Below are 15,955 nucleotides of genomic sequence, written 5' to 3'. Positions count from 1 at the left end.
ATTCAAATTTTGATGGATCAAACCAAAATCATAGGAATGACCATTGCAGTTACAGATATGCACAAAATGGTTGCTTTTTATTCTAAGGTATTTCATTTGGTATTTGAAGAAATCGAGATGTATGAGTCTAAACTCTCCAAAACACAAATAGATGCCATCGAATTATTATTCTGTCCAGCCGAAATAGCCCGTAATACTGCCAAGCAAAACAGGCATCAATTGGAATTTGAAGTCGAAGATCTTGATCATACCATTTCCCTTGTAAAAATGAATGATGGAACTGTCATGGGTGAACCATCGAAAGATTCATATTTCGTCCAAGTTGGAATCAAAGATCCCGATAACAATTCGATAGTAATCAAACAAGTTCTAGGAATTTAAAGAATGTACCTGCTCAAATCTTTATCTTTCACTAAACCAGCTAACTTTTCTGTAACCATATTTTTATCGATAACGATCTGCGCATTTGGTCCAATTGTATCTGGGATATCAAATAAGATCTCATTCAAAAGCTTGCTCATCACCGTGTGTAATCTTCTCGCTCCAATATTTTCAACTTCTTCATTGATCTGAAAAGCCATCTCAGCTATTTCTTCCAATGCTTCTTCTTGGAATGAAAGGTTTACTTCTTCAGCAGCGACAAGTGCTTCATATTGCTTAGTGAGGGCATTCTTAGGTTCTGTAAGTATTCTAAGAAAATCAGCTTTTGTGAGATTATCCAATTCCACACGAATAGGGAATCTACCCTGCAACTCTGGAATAAGATCTGACGGCTTACTAAAATGAAATGCTCCTGCAGCCACAAAAAGTATATGATCAGTGTTAATGATCCCATACTTGGTATTTACTGCACTTCCTTCAACAATTGGGAGCATATCTCTTTGGACACCTTCTCTACTTACATCGGGTCCGCCTTTTCCAGAATCTCCTCCTTTCGCAATTTTATCTACCTCATCTATGAAGATGATCCCTGTATTTTCTGCTTTGAAAATTGCCTCCTCTTTCACCTCATCCATGTCAATCATCTTTGAAGCCTCATCTTCAAGCAAAATTTTGCGTGCTTCCGCGATTGTAACTTTTCTCTTCTTTTTCTTCTTAGGCATCATATTGCCAATCATCTCTTGGATATTGATCATAGAAGCCTCATCCATCCCCCCTCCAATCATTCCTACATTTCCAGATGGATTAGCAGTTACATCTATTTCAATCTTTCGATCATCAAGCTCGCCATTTCTGATTTTATCTCTGAAGCGAGCCCTTGTTTGTTCGTTAAGCTCTACTTCATTTTCCGGCTCATCACTTCCAATTTTAGTTGCATAGGCATTAGGACTTCCTTTTAATGGAGGGATCAACGCATCAAGAATTAGTCCTTCTACAACCTCAGCAGCCTTTTCTTTCACTTCTTCCTTTTTGGCGATCTTGACCATATTTACAGCCTGCTCGACCAAATCTCTTACCATACTCTCTACATCTCTTCCAACATAACCTACTTCAGTAAACTTAGAAGCTTCCACTTTGGTGAAAGGAGCATCAGCTATTTTGGCCAACCGTCTTGCAATTTCTGTTTTACCAACTCCTGTGGAGCCAATTAAGAGAATATTGTTAGGAACTATCTCCCCTTGAATCTCCGCTTTTACATTCATTCTTCTCCACCGATTTCTTAATGCAATAGCCACATTACGCTTGGCATCCGTTTGCCCAATGATGTATTTGTCTAACTCCGCAACTATTTGTTTTGGTGTTAAATCATAATTTAACTCACTCATAAAATCTTTTTAAAATCATTTAAATCTGTCCTCAGACTAATGAAGCTGCTCCCTCCTGCTACATGATATGTAGCCCTTGAAAATCTAAATTCAATTTGTCTGACTTTAAGCATTATGCCATAAGAAAGTCCGGCACCTCCCCCTCTATCATCCAACCTCAATTCCTGTTTTCTCTTATGATTATACCCAATTAAAAATTGAAAGTTTTTACTTAACAATACTTCTGCTCCTAAGTTCACACGCTTCCATACCTTGTCGATAGCGTTAGTATCTCTCCCACCAGCCTCTTCTGATTCAATGTAGTTTTCGTTGATCAGATTGTTTGAGGTTAGCGTAAAGCGAAGTGGCATGTATTCTGGCTTAAATGTTGTTCCGAGTACCACATCAAATGGAACTTCCGGAGTTGAAGCTATCGCACTTGTAGAAATATTTGTACCTAAATTTTTCATTACCATCGCAACCGTCCAATTTCTTGATACATGAAAGGTTCCTCCAAAATCCAGCATCAATGCAGTTGAGCCATATGATTCGATCGAACTATGAGCCAATTTAAAATTGGCTCCCAAAGTAAATGGACCCAATTTATGAGCTTTTCCAACATAAAAACTAAAGTCCTGAGAATTGAAAGAGCCAACTTGACTGCCCGTTTCATCTGTAAGGTTAAACTCTCCGTAATTCACATAATTTATACCTGCAGCCATTACACCCAATTTTCCAACATTAAATGAATATGCTCCTGTGAAGACGAATACATCAACAAAATATGGATTGAAATGTGCAAAAAGATTCTGTGAATTCACAGAATCTAACGTTGCTGGGTTTTCGAAAAATTGAGAAATATCTCCATCAGATAGTGAAATAGTTGTTCCTGCTAAGGCAGCAGACCTTGGATTGGTTGTCAAATTCAATGACTGATAACCGAATTGTCCCCCAATTTGAGATGAACCCCAAAATGGGATTAAACATGCTATAACAGCTATAAACTTCAACCTATTTGTTTTCAGGTAGAATAAATTCAATTGGATTGGAGGCTTTTTGCTTAGTTAACGCTATCTCCAATACTTGTGGTACATACTCTACAAAATGGATTTTAAGTCCTTTTAGATATTTCTCACTGATTTCTTCAAGGTCTTTTTGATTCCGTTTGCACATGATGATCTCCTTGATACCAGCACGCCTGGCAGCTAGAATTTTTTCCTTGATTCCACCAACCGGTAACACTTTGCCTCTTAGGGTAATCTCTCCCGTCATCGCCAGCTGTTTTTTAACCTTTCTCTGAGTAAAAACAGATGCCAATGATGTAAGCATAGTGATTCCCGCCGATGGTCCATCTTTTGGAATAGCTCCTGCAGGAACGTGCACATGAAGGTCATAATGGTCAAATACTCGATGGTCTATGCCAAACATATCTGAATGTGAGCGTAGATATGAAAGGGCTGCTACTGCAGATTCTTTCATTACATCTCCAAGTTGTCCGGATAAGGTAAGCTTTCCCTTCCCTCTACTCAATGAGGACTCGATGAATAAAATATCACCTCCAGAAGGTGTCCATGCAAGTCCGGTAACTACTCCGGGGACCGAATTATCTTCATAATTGTCCTTATCGTAGATCTCAGGCCCGAGAATATCTCTTACTCTATCGGCAGTTATTTTAGAATCATATTCTTCCTCCATAGCCACAGATTTTGCAATGGAGCGGATAACTGCAGCTACCTTACGCTCCAGACTTCTCACTCCAGATTCTCTGGTGTAGTCATTAATCAGTTTCGTAATTGCTGATCTATCGAATGAAATGTCTGTTGCTTTTAAGCCATGCTCCTTTCTTTGTTTAGGAATAAGATGCTTCTTAGCAATTTCCACTTTTTCTTCCAAAGTATAGCCGCTGATATCAATGATCTCCATTCGATCTCTTAGCGCTGGCTGGATTGTATCCAGAGAATTGGCAGTGGCAATAAATAAGACCTTTGAAAGATCATAGTCAACTTCCAGGTAGTTGTCTTTGAATGTTGAATTCTGCTCCGGATCTAAGACCTCCAACAAAGCAGATGAAGGATCGCCTCTAAAATCAGAACTGACTTTATCTATTTCGTCCAAAATAAAAACAGGATTGGAAGATTTGGCTCTATTAAGATTCTGAATAATCTTACCAGGCATAGCTCCTATGTATGTTTTTCGATGACCTCTAACCTCTGCTTCATCATGTACCCCTCCCAGTGACATCCTAACATACTTTCTATTCAATGAATCGGCTATGGACTTTCCAAGCGAAGTTTTACCTACACCAGGAGGGCCATATAAACAAAGTATCGGTCCTTTGAGGTCTTGTTTTAGCTTTCTTACAGCCAGGTATTCAATGATTCGATCTTTTACTTTTTCCAACCCAAAGTGATCTCTATCAAGAACCTTCCTTGCATTTTTTAAATCAAAATTATCCTCTGTTACCTCATTCCATGGCAAATCCACTAACAGTTCTACGAAGCTCATTGCAACAGGAAATTCTGCCGCTGCAGGATTCATCCGTGAGATTTTATCCAGTTCCCTTTCGAAATGGTCTTTTACTTCTGCCGGCCAATCTTTCTTATTCCCCCGTTTTCTCAGCGCTTCTACTTCTTGATCCGGTCCGTCCTGCCCCAACTCGTCCTGCAGAATTCTGATTTGCTGTCTGAGGAAATAATCTCTTTGTTGTTGATCTATATCTGTATGAACTTTTTCTTGGATTTCCTGCCTCAATTCCAACATCTGCAAATCCTTCAACATAAATTGAAGTAGTTTTTCAGATCTTTCCTTCGGATCATCTATCTCCAACAAAGATTGCTTATCATCTACTTCGGCATTGATATTGGATGACAGAAAATGGGTCAGGAAATTGAAATTATCAATATTATCAACTGCTACCCGAGCCTCCTTAGGGATCTCCGGGCTCAAACCCATAATTTTTGTGGCAGTGTCTTTTAGTGATTGAATGATTGCTTTTTGTTCCTTCTTGGAGAGCGCATTTGGTCTATCAGGGACCGTTTCATATTTAACAATATGGTGCGGATCGTCTTGTACTTGATCAGTAATTCTAAACCTTTTTTGACCTTGAATAATGATCGTTGTATTACCATCTGGAAGCACAATCATTTTCAAAATTTTAGCAATTGTGCCAATTTCGAAAAGGTCGGTGAAATGAGGCTCTTCTGTCTTTACGTTTTTTTGAGCAAGTACTCCTATTATCCTATCTCCCTTATAAGCTTTCTTAACTAATCGGATTGATTTGGTTCTTCCGACAGTAATGGGAAGCACAACACCAGGGAAAAGCACAGTATTTCGTATTGGTAGAATAGGAAGATCTTTAGGTAAATCAGATTCAGCCATTTGATTCTCTTCAGGAGATATGATCTGAATTAATTCTTCTGATTCTTCGTCTACAAATTCAGGTATGAAAATTGATTTCAAATTAATGTCATTCATAAAATGCCAATGTGTCAGGTATTTTGTACACACACCCTCGAATGAGGGAAAGGTACATAATTGTCAATCGCTATGCCAAAGTAGTAGCTGAGGGCAAATAGTGCTAACTTTAATTTAATTTTAGTTTTTACTGACGAATCGACAGCATGCGCCGTATTTTTCATCGCCATATTGGACTTTTTTTAGTTCTTGTTTGCTTTTCTGCGAGTGCCCAGAAGGGTCGTAAGGAAGTCCAGCTACTTACTGATTCAGTTCCTCAAGATGTGGTTTTCAATGTTTACAACTTCAAAGGCATTAATAAATATCCTGAGTACTTTAATAAGCAAAAACTTCAAAGGATCATTCAATTAGATAAAGAGGAGAAATGGGAAGAACTATATGACGCATTAAAAGACTATGTAAGTCGATTTGGAATTCGAAATTTTTATAGAGATACAAAGCTTATTTGGAAACTTGCAAAACTGACAGAATTATTTGGTGATCCAGATGAAGCCATGACCCTTTATCGGATGGTACTGAGACACCATTATCAAGGCATTAATATTGAAGAAATTGAATTGTATTATGATTCATTAAACAGGAAAGCTGCCGAGCAATTTGTCCCCATTGATTATTACTACGAGCTAGTTGAACATAGAAAATTAATTGACACGCTTCGACCACCAAGAGGAGTTCTTTTGAATATGGGCATGCTAGTGAATAGTGCAAGTGCTGATTATGGACCATCTTTAAATATCCATAATGACATATTAGTCTTTACCTCCAAAAGAAAAAAGATTGATGAGACCATAAGATTCAGGGAAGATGAAGATCTATTTTACAGCAGAAAGGATCTATACGGAACATGGTCCAAGGCAAAACCAATTCCTAAATTAAACTCCCATTACAATGAAGGATCTCCATGTCTTAGTGGCGATGGAAAAACTTTGGTATTCTCTAGATGTGATTCACCGGATTCCTTTGGTGACTGTGACTTATTCATTGCTAAACTTCAGGAAGACAGTACATGGACCAGGCCTCAAAATTTAGGAGTAACTATTAATTCTCTTGCGTGGGATTCTCATCCAGCGTTATCTCACTCTGGAGATACCTTATTTTTTGCATCTGATAGACTAGGGGGATTTGGTTTAGCGGATATTTATTACACCGTGAAAGATGATAAAGGACGATGGTCACCTGCGATGAATATGGGTCCGGTTATCAATACCAGACAAAATGATGTCAGTCCATTTTATCATCCGGTTTATGATGTTCTTTATTTCAGCTCAAATGGCCAGCTCTACAACTTTGGTGAGTTTGATATTTATAAAGCCTACCATATTGATGGATATTGGACTGAGCCACAAAATATTGGCCCGCTTGTAAATGGTAGAGGTAGTGAATTTTATTTCACAATAGATTCTGATTCAGAACTACTATTTTATGCACGATCATCTACCAGAGACCTGAATAAACAGGATATTTATTCATTCCCATTACCTATGGGAGCCCAACCGGAAGCAACTACTACAGTAACCGGAACTCTTACCGATTCGCTTACAGGGGCTGCTTTTCAAGGAATAGTCTCGATTATAGACTTAGACAATGGAAGAGAAGTGGCTCCACGATTCTTAAAACCTGACGGATCCTTTGAGTTTGAACTCATTAACCAAACGAATTATTTGCTGGTTTTACAAGGTGACGACTTTTTTAGGATTGAAGAAGTTTTTTATCTGGATGGGCCAATGGAATTAAATACCGTTACAGAGCCACTCGCTTCAAAAATGAAGTTTGAATCCATCGAATTTGATGTTGGAAAGTCTGAGCTAAAAACAGAGATGTACGCTGACCTTAATAAAGTGGTCAACTTTCTTTACGATAATCCAGAGTTTAAACTTAGAATAGCCGGACATACAGATTCAGTTGGTGATCCCGAAAGAAATTTACAGCTATCGAAAGAAAGGGCACAGAATATCCGAGACTACATTGTGATTTTCGCAGGAATTATCCGAGAGCGAGTAGAAGCAGAAGGCTATGGAGACACCCAACCGATAGTTGAAAATGAAGTCACCGAGGATGACAGAAAACTCAACCGAAGAGTAGAATTTGAAATATATAGAGAAGCTCCTCCAACATCAGATGGAGGAACTTCGAATGATTTTTAAAATAAGCTTATTGTATCATTGATGATGACAAATGCCATCAATGACAATAAAATTACCATTCCAACTTTCTGGGCATTTTCCAAAAATCTGTCCGAAGGTTTTCTACCTGTTACGATTTCCCATGTAAGGAACATTACGTGTCCTCCATCTAAAGCGGGTATGGGTAAAAAGTTCATGAAGGCAAGAACCATAGAAAGAAGGCCAACAATCCTCCAGAAATTGTTCCAATCCCATGTTCCCCCAAAAAAGGTGGCAATCTTAATTGGTCCCGATAAAGATTTTCTAACGTCAACATCTCCTGCGATCATCTTCTGGAAACCTTTGATGTTTAACCATACAACTGCAAATGCATTGTATGTACCCTCTTGCAAGGATTCACCAAATGTGAAGTCACGAATCACATAATCCAATTCATCTTTTATTAAAAAACCTATAGTACCATCTGATTCGACTAATGCTCTTGTTTCGATAGTTTCGCCATTTCGGGCAATTTGAAGAGCTACTCTTTGATCTTTTAATGAATCTAGAATGTCAACTAATTGGTCAAAATATATGGTTTCAAAACCATTGACGCTAAGAATCCTATCACCAGTTTGAAGGCCAGCATCATCAGCATTTGAGCCTGGTACGACTTCCTCGACAGAATAAACACGACGAGGTGCAATTACTCTGACTTGATTTCTTTTATCTGCAAACTTATCTATGAAATCATTGGGCATATCAACCCTGATTTCTTGACCTTCTCTAAGAACTGTATAATAATTATCTGAGCCCAGTAATAGATCTGGACTTAGTATATCTCCAAATCTTTCATAATCCTGACCATTAATCGATAGGATTTTGTCACCTGTTTTGAACCCTAATTGCTCACCAAGGTCGTAAGCTACTATGCCATGCTCTGCTACCTCCTCTTTGGGAATATATGATTCACCATTAACCATGGCGAGACCAATGAAAATGATGATCCCTGTAACAACATTGACGATAATTCCTCCCATCATCACAATGAGTCTTTGCCAGGCTGGTTTTGCTCTGAATTCGTACGGTTCAGGCTCTGCATTTAATGTCTTGGTATCCAAGGATTCATCGATCATTCCCGTAATCTTTACAAATCCGCCTAAGGGAATAGCACCGATTGAATATTCAGTCTCTCCTATTTGCTTACCCCAAATCTTAGGAGGAAATCCAATTGAAAATTTTTCAACTCGCATTCCAAAAGATTTGGCCGCAACCATATGTCCCCACTCATGCACCCCCACTAAAATTGACAGCCCAAGAAGTAGCTGTCCAACCATTATTAAAGTCTCCATTATTTGATCAATTCGAGCGCTTTGGCTCTTGTTTCTTTATCTGTTTGTATAAAATCTTCTAATTCAGGGTTGCGAATATAACTCACCTTTTGTAGGCAATTTTCAATCACATCCGAAATTTCAAGAAAGCCTACTTTATCTTCCAGGAATCCCTGAACAGCAATTTCATTCGCTGCGTTCAAAATGCATGGTTGATTACCTCCTTCTTTAGCCACATCAAATGCTAACCTTAGATTACGAAAAGTTTCTACATCCGGTTTTTCAAATGTCAACTGCGGGTAGTCCAGAAAATCAAATCTGGGATAATCAGCTTTTAATCTAGCCGGATATGTCATGGCAAACTGAATAGGCACCCTCATGTCAGGAAGCCCCATTTGTGCCTTCATTGAGCCATCCTCAAATTGCACAATTGAATGAATAATTGATTGGGGATGAACCACAACTTCAATCTGATCCAAATCAACTCCAAACAACCATTTGGCCTCAATTACTTCTAATCCCTTATTCATCATCGTTGCAGAATCAATGGTAATCTTAGCACCCATGTCCCAATTTGGGTGTTTCAATGCCTGCTCTTTGGTTACGGATGATAATAATTCTCGATTCTTTCCCCTGAATGGACCTCCGGATGCTGTCAAGATTAACTTTTCTATAGGATTGTGAAATTCTCCAACAATGCATTGAAATATTGCAGAATGTTCAGAGTCAACCGGCAGAATATTCACACCTTTTTCTTTAGCCAATTTTGTAATAAGCTCTCCAGCTACAACCAATGTTTCCTTGTTTGCAAGTGCTATTGTCTTTCCAGCATTAATGGCCCTCATCGTTGGCAAAAGGCCAGCATAACCAACCAAAGCAGTTAAAACCATATCAATTGATTCCATTTCAACAACCGATGAAAGCGCATTCTCGCCAGCATAAACTTTGATATCAAGTGAATCCAAAGCATCAAAAACCTTTTTATAATGATTCTCATTGACGATAACTACAGCATTGGGCTTAAATTCAATTGCTTGTTTAATCAGCAAGTCCGCACTGCTTTGAGCGGTAAGCACCTCTATTTCAAAGCTTTCCGGGTGTCTTTTGATGACATCTAATGCTTGTGTTCCTATGGAACCTGTTGAGCCTAGAATGGCTATATTTCGTTTCTTCATGTAATTCGAGACCTGCCTTTAGGAAAGAACAGTTGGCAAAGGTAAGAGTTTGCAATTTTTAACAATCTAATGGAATAATTTTTGATTCAAAGTGGTTTATTTCAAAGCATCGAAAGAAAAAATATATGAAAACGATAAAGACAATTGCGGTTGGTTTGATTGCTGGTATGGCAGGATCTTTAATAATCACCAGCCAGTACAGTAATGAAAGATCACAAAATCCAGAAGTATCTGTCATTGAAAAAAAGGGGGAAACCCAAAGCCATGAACCTACAACTCAAATCAGCAGGGTTTCCTACGGCAATATGATTCCCAATGAGAACTTTATCGAAGCTTCAGAAAAAAGTACAGGGAGTGTTGTTTTTATTCAAACTTTGAGTGAAGTCGAGTATCGGACCGGTGGATGGATGGATTGGTTCTTCGAGCCAAGATCATCACAACGCATTGGGAGTGGATCCGGAGTAGTTTTTTCTGATGATGGCCACATTGTCACCAATAATCATGTAATTATGGATGCGGATGAGATTACCGTCATCGCTGGAAAAAGAAGTTATTCTGCAGAACTAGTTGGAAGAGATCCAAGCACTGATCTTGCTGTTGTAAAAATAAAAGCAAACGAGCTCCCAACAATAGAGAAAGGTGATTCTGAAAACGTAAAGGTTGGAGAATGGGTGCTCGCAGTTGGTAATCCTTTCAATCTCACCTCAACAGTCACCGCGGGTATCGTAAGTGCAAAAGGTAGAAACATTAATATTCTAAAAGATAAATTTCCAATTGAGAGTTTTATTCAAACTGACGCTGCAATTAATCCGGGGAATAGCGGAGGGGCATTGGTCAATTCTCAAGGTCAATTAATTGGTATTAATACTGCCATTCTATCCAGAACTGGGTCCTATGCTGGTTATGGTTTTGCAATTCCAGTGAATATTGTAAAAAAAGTATTTAATGATTTGGTACAGTATGGAGAGGTTCAAAAAGCATTTACAGGCGCAGAATTCATTGATATTGATAGTGAATTAGCTACTCGAATTGGGATTGAAGATTTAGATGGTGTCATTATTACAGATGTGAAGGATGGAAGTGCTGCTGATAAAGCTGGATTGAAAAAAAGAGATGTCATTCGGAAGATCAATGGTGAACAGCTCACCAATAAAGCAAAACTTGAAGAATTAATTGCAAAGAGCTACCCTGGCGACAAACTCAATATCATAGCAGAAAGGGACAATGAAATGATTTCAAAGCAGCTAGTTCTTACCAACAGGGAAGGAACGACAAGTATTATAACCAGAGATATTTATTACGCAGAGGATTTAGATGCAAGCTTTGAAAGTGTTTCTAAAGTTGAGAGAGACCTTCTTGGAATTAAAAGTGGTGTCAAAGTAATTGACTTTAAAAGCAATGGATTCTTCTCCAGCTTAGGAATTCCTAAGGGTTTTATCATTACTCAGATAAATAACCGAGCAATTGATACTCCAGAAGAACTATCGAAGATTCTTGAAAATATCAGAGGAAGGTTTGACATAATAGGGATAAATGAAAGAGGAAGAAAGGTGTACTACCCGTTTAGACGTTAGGCAGTACGCATTTTCAATTTCTTCTTGAGTTCATCTACTGAGTATCTGAACTTCGCATCAGTATCCATCATGTCATTAACAGACTGAAGGGCGTGAATGACAGTGCTATGATCTCTTCCTCCAAAATGGTATCCAATAGACTTTAAGGAATGATTGGTATAATCTTTTGAAAAGTACATGGCTACCTGACGAGCTATCACAATTTCCTTTTTGCGAGTTTTAGCTTTGAGATCATCCTGACCAACATGGAAGTATTCAGATACAGTTTTTTGGATATAATCAATACCTACTTCTGAATCTATTTCTTTCACTATGTTCTTTAAAACCTTCTTTGCTAGCTCAAGATCAACCTCAACTCTCATCAAAGATGCATGGGCAATAAGTGATACAACCACCCCTTCCAATTCTCGAATATTTGTATCAACTGTATAAGCTATGTATTCAATAACATCCTCTGGTATATGAATACCGTCCTCTTGAATTTTTCTTTGGATGATTGCCATCCGGGTTTCAAAGGCAGGTTGTTGAAGATCAGCAGTAAGTCCCCATTTAAATCTGGAAACCAATCTTTCCTGCAAACCTTTAAGGTCTTTAGGAGCACAATCACTGGTCATTACGATTTGCTTACCTGACTGATGTAGGTGATTGAAAATATGAAAGAAAATTTCTTGCGTCTTTTCCTTATCTCTTAAGAACTGAACATCATCTAGAATCAAAATATCAACCTCCCGATAATACGAGATGAAGCTCTGAACATTGTTATTCTTCAAGGAATCAATGAATTGATTGGTGAATTTCTCAGAGGCTACATAAATGATCTTCTTCGTAGCGTCTTCATTCTTTATATGATTCCCAATGGCCTGCACGAGGTGAGTCTTACCAAGACCTACTCCACCATATATCATCAACGGGTTAAAAGATGTAACTCCCGGTTTTTTTGCTACCGCATATCCTGCCGAACGTCCAAGTCTGTTACAATCACCTTCTATAAAATTGTCAAATACATACGTAGGATTTAAATTGTTTTCACTCTTTAAATCATCGATAAATGCAGTATTGATTCCCTTAGCATTACTTCCATTACGATCAGCTAGGTTGTTGATTTTCAGGGATGTGGAAGAATTTTTAGGGCTTTTTTCATTTTCAACGACAACAGAATATTCCAATCTTGCGCCATCTCCCATTTCCTTAGCAATTGCCTCTTTAAGAATATGCACATAATGCTCTTCAAGCCATTCATAAAAAAACTGACTCGGAACTTGAATAGTTAGAACGTTACCCTCTGTTTTTAAGGGGTTTATAGGCTCAAACCATGTACTATAGCTCTGGTTTGGAATACGCTCTTTAATATACTCAAGGCAGTTTTTCCATATATTTTCGTGCATTTTAGATTAACGTTATAAGTGGTTTATCTTGGCTTAGGTGATCCCTTATTTTTTCGAAAGGGCATCAAATATGTCTTAAATATTTTTCTAAAAAAAATGAATTTTTCACTTGATTTTTTCAAATAGTTTCCTATGTTCTCATAAACGCATTTTCAATTGAAAATTCTTTAAAAAATACAATTTTTCTTAACATCCCTATTCTGGTCTAATTTCGTGAAATATTCAACATATACACTTAAAAATTTTGAAAGATTTAAATCTGAATATTTTCCCGCCAACCACTAAAGATCAGTGGGTTAAACTAGCTGAAAAGCAGTTGAAAGGTGCTAATCCAGATGATCAACTTCGCTGGAAAAACGGTTCCAATATTGAGCTCCAGGGATATTATGATGATTCAGATTTGGAATCATTATCGTATCTCGATGACTTTTTTTCTAATATCCCCCATCATAAATGGAAACTTTATGAAGAGGTGACTGTAGAGAACGCTGAATTAGCCAATAACCAGGTTCTGAAAGCCTTAATGGGGGGTTGCGACGGTGTAATATTGAGGTTGAATGATCACGAGAAATTGGACGTTGTATTAAAAGACGTAGACCGATCCATCTGCGATATATCAATTAGATCTTCCAGTAAAATTGAATCGTCGACACTTTCTGGAATGATGATGATGAAAGATGGAAATTGTATTGTTGAGGAGTCAACTTTAAACCCGATTGAACAGATTACTCAAATCTTACTTCAAAAGCACAAACCTTTTATTTATCGCCTATCAAACCCAGACTTCTTTTTAGAAATTGCCACAGTTCGGGCTCTCAGATATCATCTGGATCAAGTGGGGCGAAAAAATGTACACATTCATTCTCATGTCCCGCTACATCAATCTCCCGAGCATCAATGGTTCTTAAATACGACTTCTGGACTAGCGAGTGTATTGGGCGGAAGTCATTCGATTGATTTTACAACCGCAACTGGGGATCCCAGAATAAGTAGAAATACTGGCAATCTAATAAGAGAGGAAAGTGGACTTGAAGAATATACGGATCAATGCAGAGGCTCATTCTACATTGAAGTATTGACAGACAAAATTATAAATGCAGTTAAGCAGGGAATGAAATAATGGGAAAGAACAAGTTTTTACACGAAGGGTTTTCAGCTGGCACACCTCCTTTTCTAAGAGGTCCCTATGCTACAATGTATGCATCTAGACCATGGACGATCCGCCAATATGCTGGATTTAGTACTGCTGAAGAATCAAATGCATTTTATAGAAGAAACCTGGAAGCTGGTCAAAAAGGGTTATCTGTGGCTTTTGATTTAGCAACCCATAGAGGGTATGATAGTGATAACCCGCGTGTCAAAGGTGATGTAGGTAAAGCTGGGGTAGCAATTGACTCAGTGGAAGATATGAAGATTCTCTTTGATCAAATTCCATTGGATAAAATGTCGGTTTCTATGACCATGAATGGAGCTGTAATCCCAATTATGGCTTTTTTCATCGTTGCTGCTGAGGAACAGGGCGTAACCCCCGAGAAACTTACAGGAACTATTCAAAATGACATTCTTAAGGAATTCATGGTTCGAAACACATATATCTATCCCCCTGCCCAGTCTATGAGGATCATTGCAGATATATTCAAGTTTACCTCTCAAAATATGCCGAAATTCAATTCCATCAGCATCAGTGGATATCATATGCATGAGGCTGGAGCCACTGCAGAATTAGAAATGGCATTTACTCTTGCCGATGGTTTGGAGTACGTAAGAACAGGAATTGAAGCCGGAATTAATATTGATTCGTTTGCTCCCAGACTTTCCTTTTTCTGGGGGATAGGAATGAATTTCTTTACTGAAATTGCTAAAATGAGAGCTGCAAGAGTGCTTTGGTCAAGAATTATTAAAGAGTTTGATCCTAAGAATGAAAAATCAATGGCATTAAGAACCCATAGCCAGACATCTGGATATAGTCTTACAGCTCAGGATCCATATAATAACGTCGCACGGACCACCATAGAAGCATTAGCTGCTGTTCTTGGTCACACTCAATCACTTCATACAAATGCTCTTGATGAAGCAATTGCACTTCCTACCGACTACTCAGCTAAAATTGCGAGGAATACTCAGATTTACCTTCAAGAAGAAACCAATGTCACTAAGGTAGTAGATCCGATGGGAGGCTCTCACTATGTTGAGCAATTGACCAATGATTTAATTCAGAAAGGCTGGGAGATCATTCAGGAAGTAGAGGAAATGGGTGGGATGTCTAAAGCCATAGAGGCAGGATATCCTAAAATGAAAATTGAGGAAGCTGCGGCTCAGAAGCAGGCACGGATAGACTCAGGTACTGAATCAATCATTGGGGTAAATAAGTTTATTACGGAAGACAAAACTGAGATTGAACTTCTAGAGGTAGACAATAATGAAGTAAGGCGCAAGCAAATAGAGCAGATCAATCAAATCAAAACTTCTCGAAACGAGGAAAAGGTGCAGGAGTGCTTGAAAAATATTCTGGAAGGTTCAGAAAAAGATGGAAACCTACTTGAACTAGCAATTGATGCTGCGAGAGAAAGAGCTACCTTAGGAGAGATATCTCTAGCAATGGAAAAAGTTTTTGGTAGATTTCAGGCAACAAATAGAACCATTTCAGGCGTGTACTCATCGGCAATTAAAGACAATGAAGATTTTAGAAAAGCACTTGAGCTTTCAGATAAATTTGAAGAATTAGATGGAAGGCGTCCGCGAATTATGATTGCTAAAATGGGCCAAGACGGGCATGATAGAGGCGCTAAAGTGATTGCCACATCATTTGCCGATTTAGGATTTGATGTGGATATAGGTCCTCTTTTTCAAACGCCGGAAGAAGTAGCGAAGCAAGCCATAGAAAACGATGTTCATATTGTTGGAGCCTCTTCTCTTGCTGGTGGTCATAAAACTTTAATCCCAGAACTTATCTCAGCACTTAAGAATTTAGGAAGACCAGATATTTTAGTTGTGGCCGGTGGAATCATTCCTGAAAATGATCACGAAGAGCTTATTGACAAGGGAGTCACAGACATTTTTGGACCAGGAACTATCATTTCTGAAGCTGCACAAAGAATTCTTAATAAGCTAATGACTGAATAGTTGAGGCAATTTCGATAACTTTATTCTTGAGAAAATTCTATTCAAA

11 protein-coding genes are annotated in these 15,955 nt (G+C 38.3%); 5 read left to right on the top strand and 6 right to left on the bottom strand.

What is annotated here, in order from left to right; translation table 11 throughout:
* The first annotated feature begins 12 nt into the window (after positions 1–12).
* Entirely contained in the window at positions 13–381 is a 369-nt protein-coding gene (locus ACOMC3_RS02575) for a VOC family protein (protein ID WP_420317964.1), read from the top strand.
* Here ACOMC3_RS02575 and hslU read toward each other — a convergent pair.
* Genes hslU through lon form a run of 3 tightly spaced genes read right to left on the bottom strand, consistent with a single transcriptional unit; the run spans position 378 to position 5,219 of the window.
* The gene (gene hslU / locus ACOMC3_RS02570; protein WP_420317963.1) at positions 378–1,766 is read right to left on the bottom strand and encodes an ATP-dependent protease ATPase subunit HslU; all 1,389 of its coding nucleotides are present in this window, start codon (positions 1,764–1,766) and stop codon (positions 378–380) included. The two genes, ACOMC3_RS02575 and hslU, sit on opposite strands and share 4 nt — an antisense overlap.
* The gene (gene porQ, locus ACOMC3_RS02565; RefSeq protein WP_420317962.1) at positions 1,763–2,755 is read right to left on the bottom strand and encodes a type IX secretion system protein PorQ; all 993 of its coding nucleotides are present in this window, start codon (positions 2,753–2,755) and stop codon (positions 1,763–1,765) included. The genes hslU and porQ overlap by 4 nt, the downstream gene beginning before the upstream one ends.
* A 1-nt stretch (position 2,756) precedes the next feature.
* On the bottom strand, positions 2,757–5,219 hold the full coding sequence (gene lon / locus ACOMC3_RS02560) for an endopeptidase La (protein ID WP_420317961.1): 2,463 nt from the start codon (positions 5,217–5,219) through the stop codon (positions 2,757–2,759).
* 146 nt (positions 5,220–5,365) lie between these two features.
* Between lon and ACOMC3_RS02555 the strand changes: the two genes are divergently transcribed.
* Positions 5,366–7,363, top strand: coding sequence for an OmpA family protein (locus ACOMC3_RS02555; RefSeq protein WP_420317960.1), 1,998 nt, complete (start codon positions 5,366–5,368; stop codon positions 7,361–7,363).
* On the opposite strand, the gene rseP is transcribed toward ACOMC3_RS02555, so the two are convergent.
* Both rseP and ACOMC3_RS02545 read right to left on the bottom strand, forming a co-directional pair.
* Positions 7,360–8,673 carry an RIP metalloprotease RseP gene (gene rseP / locus ACOMC3_RS02550; RefSeq protein WP_420317959.1) on the bottom strand — a complete coding sequence of 438 codons (1,314 nt, stop codon included), beginning with the start codon at positions 8,671–8,673 and terminating at the stop codon, positions 7,360–7,362. The genes ACOMC3_RS02555 and rseP overlap by 4 nt on opposite strands.
* Positions 8,673–9,827, bottom strand: coding sequence for a 1-deoxy-D-xylulose-5-phosphate reductoisomerase (locus ACOMC3_RS02545; protein WP_420317958.1), 1,155 nt, complete (start codon positions 9,825–9,827; stop codon positions 8,673–8,675). The genes rseP and ACOMC3_RS02545 overlap by 1 nt, the downstream gene beginning before the upstream one ends.
* A gap of 125 nt (positions 9,828–9,952) precedes the next feature.
* Between ACOMC3_RS02545 and ACOMC3_RS02540 the strand changes: the two genes are divergently transcribed.
* On the top strand, positions 9,953–11,401 hold the full coding sequence (locus ACOMC3_RS02540; RefSeq protein WP_420317957.1) for a trypsin-like peptidase domain-containing protein: 1,449 nt from the start codon (positions 9,953–9,955) through the stop codon (positions 11,399–11,401).
* Here ACOMC3_RS02540 and dnaA read toward each other — a convergent pair.
* The gene (gene dnaA, locus ACOMC3_RS02535) at positions 11,398–12,786 is read right to left on the bottom strand and encodes a chromosomal replication initiator protein DnaA (protein WP_420317956.1); all 1,389 of its coding nucleotides are present in this window, start codon (positions 12,784–12,786) and stop codon (positions 11,398–11,400) included. The genes ACOMC3_RS02540 and dnaA overlap by 4 nt on opposite strands.
* Positions 12,787–13,030: 244 nt before the next feature.
* Here dnaA and ACOMC3_RS02530 point away from each other — a divergent pair, with 244 nt between their 5' ends.
* Together ACOMC3_RS02530 and scpA are read left to right on the top strand one after the other, a co-directional pair.
* Entirely contained in the window at positions 13,031–13,906 is an 876-nt protein-coding gene (locus ACOMC3_RS02530) for a methylmalonyl-CoA mutase family protein (protein ID WP_420317955.1), read from the top strand.
* Entirely contained in the window at positions 13,906–15,909 is a 2,004-nt protein-coding gene (gene scpA / locus ACOMC3_RS02525) for a methylmalonyl-CoA mutase (RefSeq protein WP_420317954.1), read from the top strand. Before ACOMC3_RS02530 ends, scpA begins: the two co-directional genes overlap by 1 nt.
* Positions 15,910–15,955: the final 46 nt, after the last annotated feature.

The sequence above is a fragment of the Ekhidna sp. genome (assembly GCF_965212185.1).
GTDB lineage: Bacteria > Bacteroidota > Bacteroidia > Cytophagales > Cyclobacteriaceae > Ekhidna.
The sequence above is the reverse complement of the archived record's forward strand: the minus strand, read 5'-3'. Positions and strand labels throughout refer to the sequence as shown.